At 70.1% G+C, this 16,880-nt stretch carries 10 protein-coding genes; 8 read left to right on the forward strand and 2 right to left on the reverse strand.

Translation table 11 applies throughout. The features are described from left to right. Positions 1-103: 103 nt before the first annotated feature. Positions 104-2,938, reverse strand: a complete 2,835-nt coding sequence (locus tag ABZ453_RS11660) for a glycoside hydrolase family 3 C-terminal domain-containing protein (RefSeq protein ID WP_359013991.1) — start codon at positions 2,936-2,938, stop codon at positions 104-106. A 328-nt stretch (positions 2,939-3,266) separates the two neighbouring features. Here ABZ453_RS11660 and ABZ453_RS11665 point away from each other — a divergent pair, with 328 nt between their 5' ends. The 8 genes from ABZ453_RS11665 (at position 3,267) to ABZ453_RS11700 (ending at position 14,772) form a co-directional block, all read left to right on the forward strand. Continuing rightward, entirely contained in the window at positions 3,267-4,958 is a 1,692-nt protein-coding gene (locus ABZ453_RS11665) for an extracellular solute-binding protein (protein ID WP_359013993.1), read from the forward strand. A 27-nt stretch (positions 4,959-4,985) separates the two neighbouring features. Next, positions 4,986-6,020, forward strand: coding sequence for an ABC transporter permease subunit (locus ABZ453_RS11670; RefSeq protein WP_359013995.1), 1,035 nt, complete (start codon positions 4,986-4,988; stop codon positions 6,018-6,020). After that, a complete protein-coding gene (locus ABZ453_RS11675) occupies positions 6,017-6,952 on the forward strand; it encodes a carbohydrate ABC transporter permease (RefSeq protein ID WP_359013997.1) in 936 nt (311 codons plus the stop codon). Before ABZ453_RS11670 ends, ABZ453_RS11675 begins: the two co-directional genes overlap by 4 nt. A gap of 95 nt (positions 6,953-7,047) precedes the next feature. Next, positions 7,048-9,255, forward strand: coding sequence for a sialidase family protein (locus ABZ453_RS11680; RefSeq protein WP_359013999.1), 2,208 nt, complete (start codon positions 7,048-7,050; stop codon positions 9,253-9,255). Then, positions 9,255-11,225 carry a beta-galactosidase gene (locus ABZ453_RS11685; protein ID WP_359014001.1) on the forward strand — a complete coding sequence of 657 codons (1,971 nt, stop codon included), beginning with the start codon at positions 9,255-9,257 and terminating at the stop codon, positions 11,223-11,225. Before ABZ453_RS11680 ends, ABZ453_RS11685 begins: the two co-directional genes overlap by 1 nt. Continuing rightward, the gene (locus tag ABZ453_RS11690) at positions 11,222-13,417 is read left to right on the forward strand and encodes a glycoside hydrolase N-terminal domain-containing protein (protein ID WP_359014003.1); all 2,196 of its coding nucleotides are present in this window, start codon (positions 11,222-11,224) and stop codon (positions 13,415-13,417) included. The genes ABZ453_RS11685 and ABZ453_RS11690 overlap by 4 nt, the downstream gene beginning before the upstream one ends. A 37-nt stretch (positions 13,418-13,454) precedes the next feature. After that, positions 13,455-14,168, forward strand: coding sequence for a hypothetical protein (locus tag ABZ453_RS11695; RefSeq protein ID WP_240867065.1), 714 nt, complete (start codon positions 13,455-13,457; stop codon positions 14,166-14,168). Positions 14,169-14,202: 34 nt separating this feature from the next. Then, positions 14,203-14,772 carry a chorismate mutase gene (locus ABZ453_RS11700; RefSeq protein WP_359014005.1) on the forward strand — a complete coding sequence of 190 codons (570 nt, stop codon included), beginning with the start codon at positions 14,203-14,205 and terminating at the stop codon, positions 14,770-14,772. A 26-nt stretch (positions 14,773-14,798) separates the two neighbouring features. Here ABZ453_RS11700 and ABZ453_RS11705 read toward each other — a convergent pair whose 3' ends face one another. After that, a complete protein-coding gene (locus ABZ453_RS11705) occupies positions 14,799-16,856 on the reverse strand; it encodes a TIM-barrel domain-containing protein (RefSeq protein ID WP_359014008.1) in 2,058 nt (685 codons plus the stop codon). Between the last annotated feature and the right edge of the window lie 24 nt (positions 16,857-16,880).

Raw genomic sequence — 16,880 nt, forward strand, 5'->3', positions numbered from 1 at the left:
TCCTGATTAATGGGAACCATTTTCATATAGGCTCCCCGAAGGGACCCGGCACCGATGCCTTCCGGTGCCGGGCCCCTTCCTCACGCCGGCCTTCCCCGGCCCCTCAACCGGAGAAGCCGACATGCGCGAGCCGCAGCGGGCCGCGCAGCCTGAGATGCACGTCGTGCACGCCCTCGGCGACGATGCCGGCGCGCAGGGTGGTGTAGTCGTACGGCCCCGGGGTGGGCGTCCTCGGGCTGAGCACGGCCAGCACCGCGCCCCCGTCCAGGGACACCTCGACGGCTCCCTCGCCCGCCACCGTCACCCGCACCTCGCTGACGCCGTCCCCCAAGTCGCAGTCCCGGTAGAGCAGTTCGGCGACACGGTCGGCCTCCGACGTCACCGCGTCACCCGCCACCTTCGTCCGGTCGACGATGACGGCCCCGCTCTGCTCGTCGAAGTCGGCCGCCTCCAGCCCGCGTCGGAGCACCGGCCGCGGGGCGCCGGGCGCACCGTCCAGGATCACCGTCGTGCGCAGCCGGACGTCCTCGCTGGAGGCGCCCGCCAGGATGTCGTACGGGCCCGGCTCCAGCCGCCACCCGCCCCGCGCCACGTCCCAGAACTCGAAGGCGGACAGCGGGACTTCGAAGTCCAGCTCCGCCCGCTCGCCCGGCGCGAGCGTGACCCGGCGGTGCGCGAGCAGCTCGCGCCGCGGACGCGGCACCGTAGGTTCCACGGCCCGGGTGTAGAGCTGGGCGACCTCGTCGGCCGTCACATCGCCGGTGTTGGTGACCGTGAAGGAGACGCGCAGCGCGTCGCCCTCCACCCCGGTCGTCAGGTCGCCGTAGGAGAAGGCGGCGTAGGACAGGCCGTGTCCGAACGGGAACAGGGGCGTGCCCTCGAAGTACAGATAGGTCTGCCGGCCGCCGATCACGTCGTAGTCGAGCAGTCCGGGCAGATCGGCGTCGCTCTCGTACCAGGTCTGCGGGAGCCGGCCGGCCGGGGAGACGTCTCCGGCCAGCACTCGGGCGAGCGCGGTGCCGGCCGCCTGGCCGCCGTGCGCGGTCCACAGCACCGCCGGGAGCGAGGTGGTCCGCACGCTGTACGGATAGGCGGAGACCAGCGCCAGCACCGTGCGCGGGTTGGCGGCGCGGGTCGCGCGCAGCAGGCGCTCCTGGTGGCCGGGCAGCCGCAGCGTCGTACGGTCCTCGGTCTCGCGCCCGTTGATGTGCGGGTCGTTGCCGGCGACGACCACGACCACGTCCGCCTGCTCGGCGACCCTGCGCACGGCCTCCTCGCCGCGCTCGGCGAAGACCAGCTCGAAGATTTCCGGATTCCCCTCGGCAACCTTCACTCCGTCGGTGGCGACAGTGACATGGCGACCTGTGCCGAGGTGCCTGAGGAGGTGACCGTTCTCGTGGGGTTCCAGGCGGAAGGTCTCCTGGACGACCCAGCCGCCGGGCTGGTTTGCGGAGGCGCGGACGCGGCCGTCGTCGGCGACCGAGAGGTAACGGCCGTCGGGGGCCCGGAGCGTGAGGACGCCGTCCCCCCAGTCCACGAGGGCGAGTTCGGTGCCGGCCGGACCGGTGGTCAGCGGCGGCAGATCGGTGCGGCCGGCCAGCAGGGCCGGGTCCAACGCCCCCTCCGCACCGGGCACTTCGTCGTCCGCGCCGGCCGAGGGGACCTCCACGAACGCGCCGGCCGACGTCCTGAGGCGGACGTGGTCGACGCCCTCCGCGAACTCCACGCGGTCCGCGCCGAAGCGCTCGTACAGACCCTCCAGCGGGGTGGAGCGGTGGATCAACGTGCCGCTGTACCAGTCGAGTTTGCACTCGTCGGCCAGCAGGCCCACCACGGCCACGCGGGTGTCGGCGGCGAGGGGCAGCAGACCGTCGTTCTTCAGCAGCACGATCGCCTGCTCGGCCGCCTCCTGGGCGAGCGCGCGGTGCGCCGGGGTGTCGAAGTCGTGGGCGCCCGTGTGCGGGTCGTGGAGCGGGTCGAACTCGCCGAGACGGAAACGTACCGAGAGCTGGCGGCGGACGGCCGTGTCGATGTCGGCCTCCGTCAACAGGCCCCGGTCCAGGGCCCCTCGGACCCGGGCGGTGATCTTAGAGGGGTCCGTCCCGTGATCGGTGAAGCTGTCCACACCCGCGTGCAGCGCGGCCGCCGTCGCCTCCTCGTGGCTGTCGTAGTAATGCTCGGAGTCGACGAGGTTGGAGGGCGCCCCCGCGTCCGAGCAGACCAGCAGCTCCTCCTCCGTCCAGGTGCGCAGGTGCTCGCGCAGAGAGGGGGAGACGTGGTTGGGGCGGCCGTTGACCAGGTTGTACGCGGGCATCACCCCGGCGACCGCGCCCGCCTCGACCGTCTCGCGGAAGGCGCGCAGGTCGTACTCGTGCAGGACGCGCGGACGCACCGAGGAGGACGAAGTGGCGCGGTCCGTCTCGTTGTTGTGGGCGAGCCAGTGCTTGAGGACCGGCGCCGTGCGCCAGTACGTCGGGTGGTCGGCGCGCAGACCCCGGGTGTACGCCGTCGCGATGGCCGAGGTCAGTCTCGGATCCTCCGAGTAGCCCTCCTCGTTGCGGCCCCACAGCGGATGCCGCAGCAGATTCACCGTCGGGGACCAGACGTTGAGGCCCACGCGGTCGTCCCGGGCGCGCATCGCGCGGGTCTCCTTCGAGACCGCCTCGCCGACGCGGCGCACCAGGTCCGTGTTCCAGGTGGCGCCGAGGCCGACGGCCTGCGGGAAGACCGTCGCCGGACCCATCCAGGCGACGCCGTGCAGGGCCTCCTGGCCCGTGCGGAACGCGGCGATGCCGAGCCGCTCCACGGCGGGCGCGAACTGGTGCAGGAAGGAGATCTTCTCAGCGAGCGTCAACCGCTCCACCAGGTCGTCGATGCGCTTCGCGAACGGCAGCTGCGGATCGCGGAACGGCGGCGTGGGCGGCGTCTGTTCGGTCACGTGGAGGTCCCCTTGTGATGGAGCGACGGAGCGCTTTCGAAGCGCTTCGATGCTCATTCGACGGATGGGCGGGTGTCAAGAGAGGGGCACGTTTACTTCGTGCGGCATACGCGAACCGGCCGAGTATGAGGGAGCGTAGGAATCTTGGAATCGACCCTTGTGCACCCCCAGGCGTTCACCTAACCTCACACCGACATCGAAGCGCTTCGACTAATCGAATGCCCTCGCACTGCGTCGAAGGACCGCTTCCGCTCAGCCAGTTCCACTCAAGACACCGCAGCCGACGGCCACCGCCGGGTGTCCTGGTGTGCCACGAAGGGTTGACGCAATGACGCCGAACGCCGCTTACCCCTCCGGGCCGAGCCGGAGAAGCTTCCTCGCCTCGACTGCGGTCGCCACCGCGGCGGTCGCCGGCGGGATGCCGCTGCTGGCCGCGTGCGGAGGGTCGGACAGCGGCTCGCGCGGTGGGACCACCTCGGGCAAGGACGCGAGGAAACTGCTTCCGGCCTACGTGGCCAGCAACGTGGTGACACCCGACATCCCGGCCAAGAACGGCTCGGCGATGGGCTTCACCCGAGAGCTCGCGATCGCCGACCTCAAGACCTCGGTCCCGAAGAAGCTCGGCAAGGGCGGCAAGGTCACCGTCATGTCGCCGTTCTGGGGCTCCCCGCCGAAGCAGGGCAACCCCTACTACAGGGCGATGAACGACCAGATCGGCGTCGACGTCCAGTGGCGGAACCAGGACGGCAACACCTACGACCAGAAACTCGGCGCGGTCCTCGCCTCCAGCGACATCCCGGACGTGGTCGTGATTCCCGGCTGGAACATGACCGGCCGGATACCCAGCGCCATCACGGGCAAGTTCGCCGACCTCGGTCCCTACCTGTCCGGGGACAAGGTCAAGGAGTACGCGAACCTCGCGGCGATCCCCAGCGACGCCTGGCAGCGGTCCATCTTCGGCGGCAAGCTGCTGGGCCTGCCGATGCCCGCCCCGTTCGTCCAGAACATCGTGCCCCTCTACCGCCAGGACATCTTCGACAAGGAGGGCTACGAAGTCCCGAAGTCAGCCGACGAGTTCACGGCCCTGTGCAAGGAGATCACCAGGCCCAAGTCCAAGCGGTGGGCCTGCGGTGACATGAAGTGGACCGCGTTCAACACCTTCGGGGTGATCAGCGGCGGGGAGAAGTCGCTCGGCTGGACCGTGGTCGACGGCAAGATGATCAACCGCATCGAGACCCCGGAGTACCTCGAAGCGCTGGAGTGGGCGCGCAAGCTGATGGCCGCCGGTTACGTCCACCCCCAGTTCCGGCTGGGCAAGAGCCAGATCGGCGACCCCGCCCCCCTGTTCGCCGCCGCCGAGTTCCTGATCTGGAACGACGACATCTCCAACTGGTACGGCCGACAGGCCTCCCAGATCACCCAGAACCCCGACTTCAAGGTCTGGGGCATGGACCTCTGGGGCCACGACGGCAGCACCCCGAAGCTGTGGGCCGCGAACCCGGCAGGCATCTTCGCCTTCGTCAACAAGAAGGCCTCCGAGTCCGTCATCCACGACGTCCTGGCGGTCGCCAACGTCACCGCGGCGCCGTACGGCACCAAGGAGTGGATGATGACCAACTACGGCGTCGAGGGCACCCACTACACGCTCAAGAACGGCGTGCCCGTCAAGAACGACAAGGGCAACAACGAGGTCGTCAACGCCTTCGTCATGGTCGCCAGTCCGGCCGCCACCATCGCGCACCCCGACCTCCCGGACTACACCAAGGGCATGGTGGAGTGGCAGCAGCGGATGGGCTCCTTCACCAGCAAGTCGTCCTTCTGGGGACTGCAGGTCGCCGAGCCGAACCGTTACACCAACCTCGCCGACAACTTCGAGCAGCTCGAGGACGACATCGTCCGCGGCCACAAGAAGATCAGCGACATGCAGCAGGCCATCGCCGACTGGAAGTCGAAGGGTGGCGACAAACTGCGCGACTGGTACAAGAAGCTGCTCGACGAGAACGGCTCGGCCGCGAGCTGATCAGCCCCCGAGGCAAGGAGAACCGCCGTGTCCCACAGCACGGTGCCTCGGAGCGGTGCCGAGGCCAGCATGCTCGAGAAGACCCCGGTGGCGTCCGATGACGCCACCGGCTCCAGGGAGAAGCGACGTCCGGGAAAACTGAGCCTGCGCGTCAGGTTCCGGCGCGACCGCGTCCTGCTCCTCATGACGCTGCCGGCCGTCGTGCTGCTCCTGGTCTTCAACTACCTGCCGATCCTCGGCAACATCGTCGCCTTCCAGGACTACGACCCCTACGTCAGCGACAACGGCATCGTCTCCATCCTGCACAGCCCCTTCGTGGGACTGGAGAACTTCCAGCAGGTCTTCGGGGACTCCGCGTTCTGGAGCGCCGTCGAGAACACGCTGGTGCTGTTCCTCGTCCAGCTCGTGCTGTTCTTCCCCATCCCGATCCTGCTCGCGCTGCTCATCAACAGCCTCGTCCGGCCCCGGGTACGGGCCGTGGCACAGGCCGTCCTCTATCTGCCGCACTTCTTCTCCTGGGTCCTGGTCATCGCCGTCTTCCAGCAGATGTTCGGCGGCGCGGGCATGCTCTCCCAACTGCTGCGGCAGCACGGCTACAACGGCTTCGACATCATGACCGACCCGAACACCTTCCCCCTCCTGGTCACCGCGCAGAGCGTCTGGAAGGACGCCGGATGGGGGATCATCGTCTTCCTCGCCGCGCTCGCCTCGGTTCCCCCGGACCTGTACGAAGCCGCCGCGATGGACGGTGCCGGCCGCTGGCGCCGGATGTGGCACGTCACGCTCCCCGCCCTGCGCCCGGTGGTCGCCCTGCTTCTCGTGCTGCGCGTCGGCGACGCCCTGACCGTCGGGTTCGAACAGATCCTGCTCCAACGCGATGCCGTCGGACCGGACGCGGGTGAGGTCCTCGACACGTTCGTGTGGTGGAACGGCGTACGCAACCAGGACTTCGGCTACGCGGCCGCCGCCGGTCTGATCAAGGGAGTGGTCAGCATCGGCCTGGTCCTCACCGCGAACAAGGTGGCCCATCTCATGGGCGAGCAGGGGGTGTACAAGAAGTGACCACCGTCATCGAAGAACCGGCGACCAAGCCGATCCGGTGGGCCGCAGCCGAGCGCCCGGCGTGGGAGGAGGAGCCCTCGAGGGCCGGCCTCGCGGGCAAGGGGCTGGTCCTGTCGTTCGCCTGCCTGGCGGTCCTCTTCCCGCTGTGGATCGTGGTCGTCACCAGCCTCTCCTCGCGCAAGACCATCGACGAGGCGGGCGGCCTGGTGATCGTGCCCCAGGGGATCACCTTCATCGCCTACAAGGAACTGCTCAGCGGCGGTCAGGTCACCCGGGCCACGACGGTCAGCGTTCTCGTCACCCTGGTCGGCACGCTGTTCTCCATGGCGGTGTCCGTGCTGTGCGCCTACGGCCTGTCCCGCAGCGGCTCGCTCGCCCACCGCGGGATTCTCATGACACTGCTGGCGACCATGTTCTTCAGCGCCGGCCTCATCCCCACCTATCTGCTGGTGCAGTCCGTCGGCCTGACGGACTCCTACCTCGCGCTGATCCTGCCGAGCGCGGTGAGCGTCTTCAACATCCTGGTCCTGCGCGGGTTCTTCATGGGGATCTCGCAGGAACTCATCGACAGCGCGCGCATCGACGGAGCCGGGGACTTCCGGATCCTGTGGACGATCGTGATGCCGCTGTCACGGGCCGTCCTCGCGGTGATCACGCTGTTCTACGCCGTCGGGTACTGGAGTGCCTGGTTCAACGCCTCGCTCTACCTGAACGACCAGGACAAGATGCCGTTGCAGAACGTCATGATCCAGCTGGTGCAGAGGCAGCAGCAGCCGGTCGGGCTGGGGCAGGCCATCAGGACCGGCCAGCTGTCCGGGCTCGCCATCCAGATGGCGGTCATGGTGATGGCGCTGCTGCCGGTGGCCGTGTTGTCGCCGTTCGTGCAGCGGCATTTCAAGAAGGGCATGTTGACCGGAGCGGTGAAGGGGTGACCGCTGGTTGCGCCCATGCGGCGGAGCCGCACATCGATACGGCCCTGCGCCCCTGAGGTAGGTCCCCCACCCCTGTTCGAAGAGCGAGGTGTGTCATGAGCATGTCCTACCTGAGTCGTCGTGCCGTTCTCGCCGGTACCGCTGCCGCTGCCGCAGTACCGCTCCTCTGCGGCCGTGCGCAAGCTGCCGGAGCCGACGCCACTGCCCCCTCCTATCGCTGGCGCAACGCCGTCATCGGCGGGACCGGGTTCGTCACCGGTGTGTTGTTCCATCCGTCGGTCCGCGGTCTCGCCTACGCCCGTACCGACATCGGCGGGGCCTACCGCTGGGACGATCGCGCCGCACGCTGGATTCCCCTCATCGATCACATCGGGTGGGACGACTGGAATCTGCTGGGCGTCGAGGCGATCGCCGTCGATCCCGTTCACCCGGACCGGCTTTATCTCGCCCTCGGCACCTACACGCAGTCCTGGGCAGGCAACGGTGCCGTCCTGCGGTCCGAGGACAGGGGTGTGACCTGGAGCCGTAGCGACCTGACCGTGAAGCTCGGTGCCAACGAGGACGGCCGGGGGGCGGGGGAGCGGTTGCTCGTCGATCCCCGGGACAGTGACGTGCTGTGGCTGGGGACGCGGCACGACGGGCTCCTGAAGTCCACTGACCGTGGCGCGACCTGGGCGGCCGTCGCCGCCTTCCCGGGCATCCCGAGTGCAGGCGGGCAGGGCGTGACCCTGCTCCTCGCCGTCGGGCGCTGCGTCTACGCCGGGTGGGGAGACGGAGACGGCTCCTCCCCGAACCTCTTCCGGACCGCCGACGGCAGCAGGTGGGAAGCCGTGACCGGGCAACCCTCCGGTGCGTCCGCCAAGGTGCCGATCCGGGCCGCGTACGACTGCCACGCCCGTGAGTTGTACGTGACGTACGCCGACGCGCCCGGGCCCAACGGGCAGGCGAACGGCAGTGTGCACAAGCTCGCCACCTCCAGCGGAAAGTGGACCGACGTCACCCCCGTGAAGCCCGGCGGGACCGCCGGCGACGGGTCCGCCGACACCTTCGGGTACGGCGGTGTCGCCGTCGACGCCCGTCGTCCCGGGACCGTCGTCGTCTCCACCAACAACCGGTGGGCGGCCGTGGACACCCTGTACCGGACCACCGACGGCGGCCGCAGCTGGACGTCCCTCAAGGACACGGCGGTCCTCGACGTCTCGGAAACCCCCTTTCTCAGGTTCGGCGCCGATCAGCCGAAGTTCGGCTGGTGGATCCAGTCCGTCGCCGTCGACCCGTACGACTCCCGGCACGTCGTGTACGGCACCGGCGCGACGCTCTACGGCACACGGGACCTCGTCCACTGGGCCCCGCGGATCCGGGGCCTGGAGGAGACGTCCGTGCGCCAGCTGATCTCGCCCCCGGTCGGGGAGGCGCATCTGATCAGCGGGTCCGGGGACATCGGCGTGCTGTACCACGAGCGGCTCACCGCCTCGCCCTCCCGCGGCATGGCGACGAACCCCGTGTTCGGGTCGGCGACGGGACTCGCGCAGGCCGCGGGCAGGCCGGCGTACGTGGTGCGCACCGGCTGGGGCGACAACGGCAACGGCGCGTACTCGAACGACGGCGGACGGACCTGGGCACCCTTCGCGGGCCGGCCCTCCATCGCGCACGACGCACCGGGACCGATCGCCACCAACGCCGACGGCAGTGTGCTGCTGTGGTCCTTCGTGCACTGGGACGGCACGAAGTACCCCGCCCACCGCTCGGCGGACAACGGCACGACCTGGACCGAGATCTCCTCCTTCCCGAAGGGCGCCACGCCGGTCGCCGACCCGGCCGACCCGACGCTCTTCTACGCGTACGACACCGATACAGGAACGCTACTCGCCAGCACTGACAGTGGCCGTTCCTTCACCGCGCGTGCGACCGGGCTGCCCTCCGGCGACAGTCAGTTCAAGGTGGTCGCGGCGCCCGGGCGCTCCGGTGACCTGTGGCTGAGCGCCAAGGGGAACGGGCTTTTCCGGTCCGTCGACGGCGGGGCCGGCTTCTCGAAGGTCGACAGCTGCCGGGCCTCGTACACGCTCGGCTTCGGCAAGGCCGCCGACGGGGCGGACTACCCGGCGGTCTACCAGGTGGGTTCGACCGAGAGCAGCACCGCCGTCCACCGCTCCGACGACGGCGCCAGGACCTGGGTGCGGATCAACGACGACCGGCATCAGTGGGGGTACATCGGAGACGTCATCGTCGGTGACCCCCGCATCCACGGGCGGGTCTACCTCGCCACCAACGGGCGGGGGATCCAGTACGGGGAGCCCGTCTGATGCCGGGGCTCGGTGACGCCACCCGTGGCCGCATCCTCTTCGGCGGCGACTACAACCCGGAGCAGTGGCCCGAGGAGACCTGGCACGAGGACGTCCGGCTGATGAGGGACGCCGGCGTCAACTCCGTCACCCTCGGCGTCTTCTCCTGGTCGAAGCTCGAACCCCGGCCGGGGGAGCGGGACTTCGGCTGGCTGGACCGTTTGATGGACCTCCTGCACGACAATGGCATCGGTGTCGTCCTCGCCACCCCGACCTCCTCGCCCCCGCCCTGGCTGGGGCACCTCCACTCCGAGACCCTGCCCCATGACGAGGACGGCCGTGTCGAGTGGTGGGGCGGACGGCAGCACTTCTCACACTCCAGCGCCGTCTACCGCCGCTACGCCGCCGCCATCACCGAGGACCTCGCCGCCCGCTACGGCGGCCACCCCGCCCTCACCATGTGGCACATCAACAACGAGTACTGCACCTACGACTGGGGCGACGAGTCCGCCGCCCGCTTCCGCGACTGGCTGCGGACGGGGTACGGCACGCTCGACGCCCTCAACTCCGCCTGGGGTACGGCCTTCTGGAGCCAGGGATACGGGTCGTGGGAGGAGGTGCTGCCGCCGCGCCACGCCCACTATCTGAAGAACCCCGGGCAGGTGCTGGACTTCAAGCGGTTCACCTCCGACATGCTCCTGGAGTGCTACGTCGCCGAGCGGGACATCGTCCGCCGGCACTCCCCGGCCCACATCCCGGTCACCACCAACTTCATGCCGCTGTGGGCCGGACAGGACGCCTGGCGGTGGGCCGAGGAGGAGGACGTCGTCTCGGTCGACCTGTATCCCGACCCGCGTGACCCGTTCGGCGCCCAGCACGGCGCCCTCGTACAGGACATGACCCGCTCGCAGGCCCGGGGTCCCTGGATGCTGATGGAGCAGGCGGCCGGGCCGGTGAACTGGCGGGGCGTCAACCACCCCAAGCCGCGCGGACTCAACCGGCTCTGGTCCCTCCAGGCCGTCGCCCGCGGCGCCGACGCCGTCTGCTACTTCCAGTGGCGGCAGTCACGGCAGGGCGCGGAGAAGTTCCACTCCGGGATGGTCCCTCACGCGGGGGAGGAGGGGCGCACCTTCCAGGAGATCAAGCGGCTCGGTGCCGAACTCACGCGAATCGGTGACCAGGTGGCGGGCAGGCACACCGACGGCGACATCGCGATTCTTCACGACTGGCACTCCTGGTGGGCCGCCTCCCACGAGGGCCGGCTCTCCACCAAGGTCGACCACCCGCAGCTTCTCACCGCCTGGCACCGGGCGCTCTGGCAGGCCCACCTCGCCACCGACTTCGCCCGCCCCGAACACGACCTCACCGGGTACAAGCTGGTCGTCGTCCCGCAGTCGTACGCCCTCACGGACACGGCGATCGACAACCTCCTCTCCTACGTCCGCGGCGGCGGAACCCTCGTCTGCGGCTTCCTGACCGGCGTCGCCGACCAGGACGACCGGGTGCGCACCGGCGGCATGGACGCCCGGCTGCGCGCACTGCTCGGCATTCGCACGCTGCACGAGTGGTGGCCGCTGGACGAGGACGAGACGGTCGAGACCGACCGGTTCCGCGGGATCCTGTGGTCGGAGGAGATCGATCCCGTCGAGGACGCCTCGGTGGAGGCCGTGTACAAGGGCGGGGAACTCGACGGCCTGCCCGCCGTGCTGCGCAACGGTCGTGCCTGGTACGTCTCCACGCTCCCCGAGCCGCACGCGCTGCGTGTCCTGCTCGCCGGGATCGCGGCCGGGGCGGGCGTCCGTCCCGTCCTCGACGGTCTGCCGGACCAGGTCGAGGCGGTCCGCCGCGGGGACCTGCTCTTCCTGCTCAACCACGGGCGGGAACCGGTCGCCGTGCAGGTGCCGGGCAGCCATCAGGACCTGCTCACCGGGGTGAAAGTCGCGGGCGAGGTCACACTCGACCGGTACGGCGTGGTGGTGTTGCGCCCATGACCATCACGCACGGTACCTGGGAACCCCGCCCCGCAGAACGCTGGGAGGACGGCTTCCTCAGCGGCAACGGCCACCACGGCGCCCTTGTGTTCGGCGATCTGGACGACGAGCGGACCGTCGTCACCCATCACACCCTTCTCCGCCCGAACGGCGGGGAGAAGGCCCGCCCGCCCCGGCTCGCCGCGCAACTCCCGCTGCTGAAGGACCGGTTGCTCGCGGGCGACCTGCGCGCCGCCGAGGCCTTCACCGACGGCCGGGACCTGCAGTGGGTGCAGCCCTTCCATCCCGCCTTCCAGGTACGGCTGAGCAGGGCACCCGGCGAGGAGCCGCACCCCTACCGCCGCTCGGTCGACTTCACGACCGGCGTCGTCGAGACGGAGTGCGGTGCCCGGCGCAGCCAGGTGTTCGTGTCGCGGGCCGACGACGTGATCGTCCAGTACACAAGCGGCGGCGACCTCGACATCGCCCTGGACCACCGCCTCCCCGGCGCGCCCCACGGTCTCGCCGTCGGGGACGGTGCCGTGCTCACCCCCGAGGGTGTCCTGCTCACGCTGCGCGTCCGCTACCCCGGCAGCGAGACGGCGTACACCGGGCTCACCCTCGTCGTGGCCGAGGGCGGCCGCACGGCGCTCGCGCCGCCCGGGGTCCGGATCACCGGCGCCGGGTCGGTGCTGCTGCTGACCCGGGTCCTGCGGCACACCGGTGAGCTGGACACCACCCCGCACGCCCGCGCCCTGCGCGACACGCTGCCGGACGCCGCGGACCCGTACACCGTCCTCCTGGACCGTCACACCGTCCTGCACCGCACCGCCTACGAGCGCGTGACCCTCGACCTCGGCGCCGATCCCGCCGAACGCGCGCTGCCGGGGTCGGAGTTGCTGTCCCTCCCCGACAGCCCTGCCCTGCTGGAGCGTCTCTTCGCCGCCGGCCGCTACCACCTGCTCTCCGCGAGCGGCCTCAACCCACCCCGTCTGACCGGGCTGTGGACCGGCGACTGGAACACCGGCTGGTCCGGCGCCTTCACCAACGACGCCAACCTCAACCTCCAGACCGCGTCCGCGGCGTGCGCCGCGCTGCCCGAAGTGACGCGGGCCCACGCCTCACTGATTCACCGTCAGCTCACCGACTGGGCGGTCAACGCCCGTACGGTCTTCGGCGCCCGGGGCGTGGTCGCCCCCGCCCACACCGACGGCGAGTCGGGGCTGTCGTACCACTTCAGCCGTGAGTACCCGCTGCATCTGTGGACGGCCGGCGCCGACTGGCTGCTCAAGCCGCTCGTCGACCACGACGAGACCGAGGGCTCCCGCGACCCGCACACCGCCCACGCCCTCGGCCAGGTGGCTCTCTTCTACGAGGACTTCCTCGACCGCTTCGACAAGGACGGCCATCTCGTCGTGGTCCCCTCCTACTCGCCCGAGAACCGTCCCGCGAACGGGAGTTGGGGCGCCATCAACGCGGCGATGGACCTCTCGGCCGCCCGGCACGCCCTGCTCACCGCCGCCGACTACCACCCCGGCACCCCGGAGGCCGACCGGTGGCGTGCCCTCGCCGAGCGGCTGCCCCCGCACCGGATCAACACGGACGGCGCCCTCGCCGAATGGGCCTGGCCCGGCCTCGACGACTCCTACGACCACCGCCATCTCAGCCACCTCTACGGCGTCTGGCCGCTCGACGAGATCAACCCCTACGACACCCCGGACCTCGCGGCGGCCGCTCACCGCGCCCTCGAACTGCGCGGCGCCGAGAACGACTCCGCGCACGGCCATCTGCACCACGCCCTGATCGCCGCCCGCCTGCGCGACGGGGAACGGGTCGCCCACGCCCTCGGGCAGGTCCTGGGCGGCGACTTCTTCCACACCTCGCTGATGAGCGCGCACTACCCGAACCGGGACGTCTACAACGCCGACGCCGCGCACACCCTGCCCGCCGTGCTCCTGGAGATGCTCGTCCAGTCCACCCCGGACCGTCTGGTCCTGCTGCCCGCCCTCCCGGCCGCCTGTCCGACGGGCCAACTCCTCGGTTACCGGACCCGGTTCGGAGCCGACCTCGACCTCACCTGGAACCCCGAGGAAGCGACCGCGGTGATCCGCCCCACCCGGACCCACCGCGTCGAACTCCGGACTTCCTCCGGCGCGCGACCGCTCGACCTCGTCGCCGGAGAAGACCACGTCCTCACCCTGGGGGCGTGGTAACTCCCCGCAATCTCCCCCCACCCATGGAAGGGACACCATGGCACACAGCACCCTGCGCAAGGTCACCATGGCCGTGCTGGCCCCGGCGATGGCCCTCGGCGCCACCGTCGGCCTCGCGTCCGCCCCCGCCTCCGCCGCCGTCTGGAGCTCCTGCGACCAGTGGGGCAACACCACGCTGAACGGCTACACGCTCTACAACAACATCTGGGGCTCCGGCGCCGGCAGCCAGTGCATCTGGGCCAACTCCGGCACGAACTGGGGCGTCAACGCCAACCACCCCAACACCGGCGGCATCAAGTCCTACCCCAACGCCAAGAAGGTGATCAACAAGTCGATCACCTCGCTCGCCTCGCTCACCAGCAGCTACAACGTCTCGGTCCCGTCGTCCGGCGCCTACAACACGTCGTACGACATCTGGGACACCGGCTACAAGTACGAGATCATGCTCTGGGTCAACAAGACCGGCGCGGTGGGTCCGCTCGGCACCTCGCAGGGCACCGTCACGCTCGGCGGCCACACCTGGACCGTCTACAAGGGCAACAACGGCTCCAACGACGTCTTCTCCTTCGTCCGCACCTCGAACTCGACCTCCGGCACCGTCAACGTCCTGCCCATCCTGAAGTGGATCAAGGACACCAAGGGCTGGTTCGGCAACGTCACCATCGGGGATCTGCAGTTCGGCTTCGAGATCACGTCGTCCTCCGGTGGCCTGAACTTCACCGTCAACAGCGAGAGCGTCAGCAGCAGTTGACCCGAAGGTGGGCGGGCTGGGGTTTGATGAGCACATGCGCATCACCACCCCCCTGAGCACCACAGCGATCGCCGCCGCCGCGCTGCTCGCCCTGCCGAGCACCGCGACGGCGGCCCCCACGTCCTCACCGCTGCTTCCCGTGGTCTCCCTGGCCGCCGAACGCGTCGCCACCGCCGACCTGGTGGCCGCCGCGAAGTGGGGCACCGACAGCCCCATCGACGACCCGGCCCGGGAGCAGCAGGTCCTGGACACGGCTGCCGCGCAGGCCCAGCGGATCGGCGCCGACCCCGACGAGATCCGCCGCGTCTTCCGCGACCAGATCGAGGCCAACAAGATCGTCCAGCGGGCCCTCTACGCCCGTTGGACGGCCCACCCCGACCAGGCGCCGACCACGAAACCGGACCTGAACGTCGTCCGCCAGACCATCAACCGCATCAACACCGACCTGGTCCAGGCAGTCGCCGACTCCACCCCGCAGCGCGGCAGGGCACTCTGCCGTCCCGAAATCGCGGTGGCGGTCACCGAGGTCTCCTACGAAAAGCACGCGGACCTCCTGCACACGGGGGCACTGGTACGGTCCCTGGCCTCCGTCTGCCGTAACTGACCCGCGGGGATCCGGCCACGCCGGTCTCAGGGGCGCGGCGACGCCTCCGCAGCGATCGGAAGCCGCGCCCCGTCCCGCAGGAACAGCGGGATACGGTCCAGCGGCGCGTCGACCGTCACCGACGAACCGCCCTCGTACGCCTCACCCGTCCACGCGTCCGTCCACGTCGACCCCGCCGGCAGATACGCGCCGCGGGCGGTCGCGCCCGCCTCCAGCACAGGGGCCACCAGCAGGTCCCGTCCGAAAAGATAGGCGTCGTCGACCGACCAGGCCGCCGGATCCTCCGGGAACTCCAGGAACAGCGGCCGCATCACCGGCAGCCCCTCCTCGTGCGCCTCCCGCATGACCTCCAGCACGTACGGCCTCAGACGCTCACGCAGACGCAGATACCGCTCCAGGATCGCGCCCGCCTCCTCCCCGTACGACCAGACCTCGTTCGGACCGCCGGTCATCTCCGGGCCGAGCGGCATCGCCGGGTCACGGAAGCCGTGCAGCCGCATCAGCGGGGACAACGCTCCGAACTGGAACCAGCGCACCATGACCTCGCGGTACGCCGGGTCGTCGGGGTCGCCGCCGTGGAAGCCGCCGATGTCCGTGTTCCACCAGGGGATGCCGGACAGCGCGGTGTTCAGCCCCGCCGCGATCTGCCGCCGCAGCGTGGGGAAGTCCGTGCCGATGTCCCCGGACCACAGGGCCGCGCCGTAGCGCTGACTGCCCGCCCACGCCGAGCGGTTGAGGGTGAGGACCTCCTCGCCCTCGGCCCGCAGACCCTCATGGAACGTCCGGGAGTTCTCGGCCGGATAGATGTTGCCGACCTCCAGCCCCGGACCCGCCCAGTACCGAAGGTTCTCCTGGAAACCCGGCTTCAGCTCGGGCTCACAGGCGTCCAGCCAGAACGCCGTGATGCCGTACGGGCGCAGGTAGTTGTCCCGCACCCTCGACCACACCAACTCCCGCGCCTGAGGATTCGTCGCGTCGTAGAAGGCCACCTGGACCGTCGACGCGACGCCCTTGTCCGGCCAGTCGGCGTGCGCCATCGGCCCGTACTGCGTGCCGATGAAGTAGCCGCGCTGCTCCATCACCGGATGGTTCTCGCTGAGCGGCGACACCGACGGCCACACGCTGACCACCAACTTGATGCCCAGCTCCTCCAGTTCACGGACCATCGCCGCCGGGTCCGGCCACTCGGCCGGGTCGAACCGCCAGTCGCCGAGGTGGGTCCAGTGGAAGAAGTCGCACACGATCGCGGAGATCGGCAGCCCCCGACGCCTGTACTCCCGCGCCACCCATAGGAGTTCGTCCTGCGTCCGGTAGCGCAGCTTGCACTGCCAGAAGCCCGCCGCCCACTCCGGCAGCATCGGCGTCCGGCCCGTCACCGCGCTGTAGCGGCGCTGACCGTCGGCCGGACTCCCCGCGGTGATCCAGTAGTCGATCTGCCGGGCCGAGTCGGCCACCCACCGGGTGCCGTTCCCGGCCAGCTCCACCCGGCCGATCGCCGGGTTGTTCCACAGGAAGGTGTAGCCGCGGCTGGAGGACAGCACCGGGATGCCGACCTCGGCGTTGCGCTGCACCAGGTCCAGGACCAGCCCCTTCTGGTCGAAGCGGCCGTGCTGGTGCTGGCCGAGCCCGTACAGCCGCTCGTCGTCGTAGGCGGCGAAGCGCTGCTCGAGACGGTGGTGGCCGTTGCCCACGGCCGTGTACAGCCGCGACCCCGGCCACCAGAAATGGGCGCGCTCCTCGGCCAGCACCTCACTGCCGTCCTCGGTGCGCAGGAAACGGAGCAGCCCCTCGGCGCTCACCTCGACGGTCAGCGCGCCGACGGTCAACCGCCCTTCCCCGTCACCGATCCTGACACTGCTCTCGGTGACCGGCGCCGCGTCGAGAAGCGCGCCCGGCAGCCCCTCGAGGACCGGCCCGCCGAGCCGGGCACGCACCCGCACCGCGTCCGGACCCCACGGCTCGACGCGCAGGGTCTCCTGACGGCCGCTCCACTCCAGCGCGCCGTCCCGCTCACGGAAGGTGCCGACGGTGGGCGACGACTGCGCGAGGCTGACCTGATGCCGCTGATCGGCGGGCTGGTTCACGAAGGGTGCTCCCGGAAGTTCGTG

This window comes from Streptomyces sp. NPDC005799, from assembly GCF_040630525.1.
GTDB classification, from domain to species: Bacteria; Actinomycetota; Actinomycetes; order Streptomycetales; family Streptomycetaceae; genus Streptomyces; species Streptomyces griseorubiginosus_B.

What these genes read in the sequence shown, in the direction of transcription:
- ABZ453_RS11680 (WP_359013999.1), top strand. Translation starts at nt 7,048, where the DNA reads ATGAGCATGTCCTACCTGAGTCGTCGTGCCGTTCTCGCCGGTACCGCT.
- ABZ453_RS11690 (WP_359014003.1), top strand. Translation starts at nt 11,222, where the DNA reads ATGACCATCACGCACGGTACCTGGGAACCCCGCCCCGCAGAACGCTGG.
- ABZ453_RS11695 (WP_240867065.1), top strand. Translation starts at nt 13,455, where the DNA reads ATGGCACACAGCACCCTGCGCAAGGTCACCATGGCCGTGCTGGCCCCG.
- ABZ453_RS11685 (WP_359014001.1), top strand. Translation starts at nt 9,255, where the DNA reads ATGCCGGGGCTCGGTGACGCCACCCGTGGCCGCATCCTCTTCGGCGGC.
- ABZ453_RS11665 (WP_359013993.1), top strand. Translation starts at nt 3,267, where the DNA reads ATGACGCCGAACGCCGCTTACCCCTCCGGGCCGAGCCGGAGAAGCTTC.
- ABZ453_RS11700 (WP_359014005.1), top strand. Translation starts at nt 14,203, where the DNA reads ATGCGCATCACCACCCCCCTGAGCACCACAGCGATCGCCGCCGCCGCG.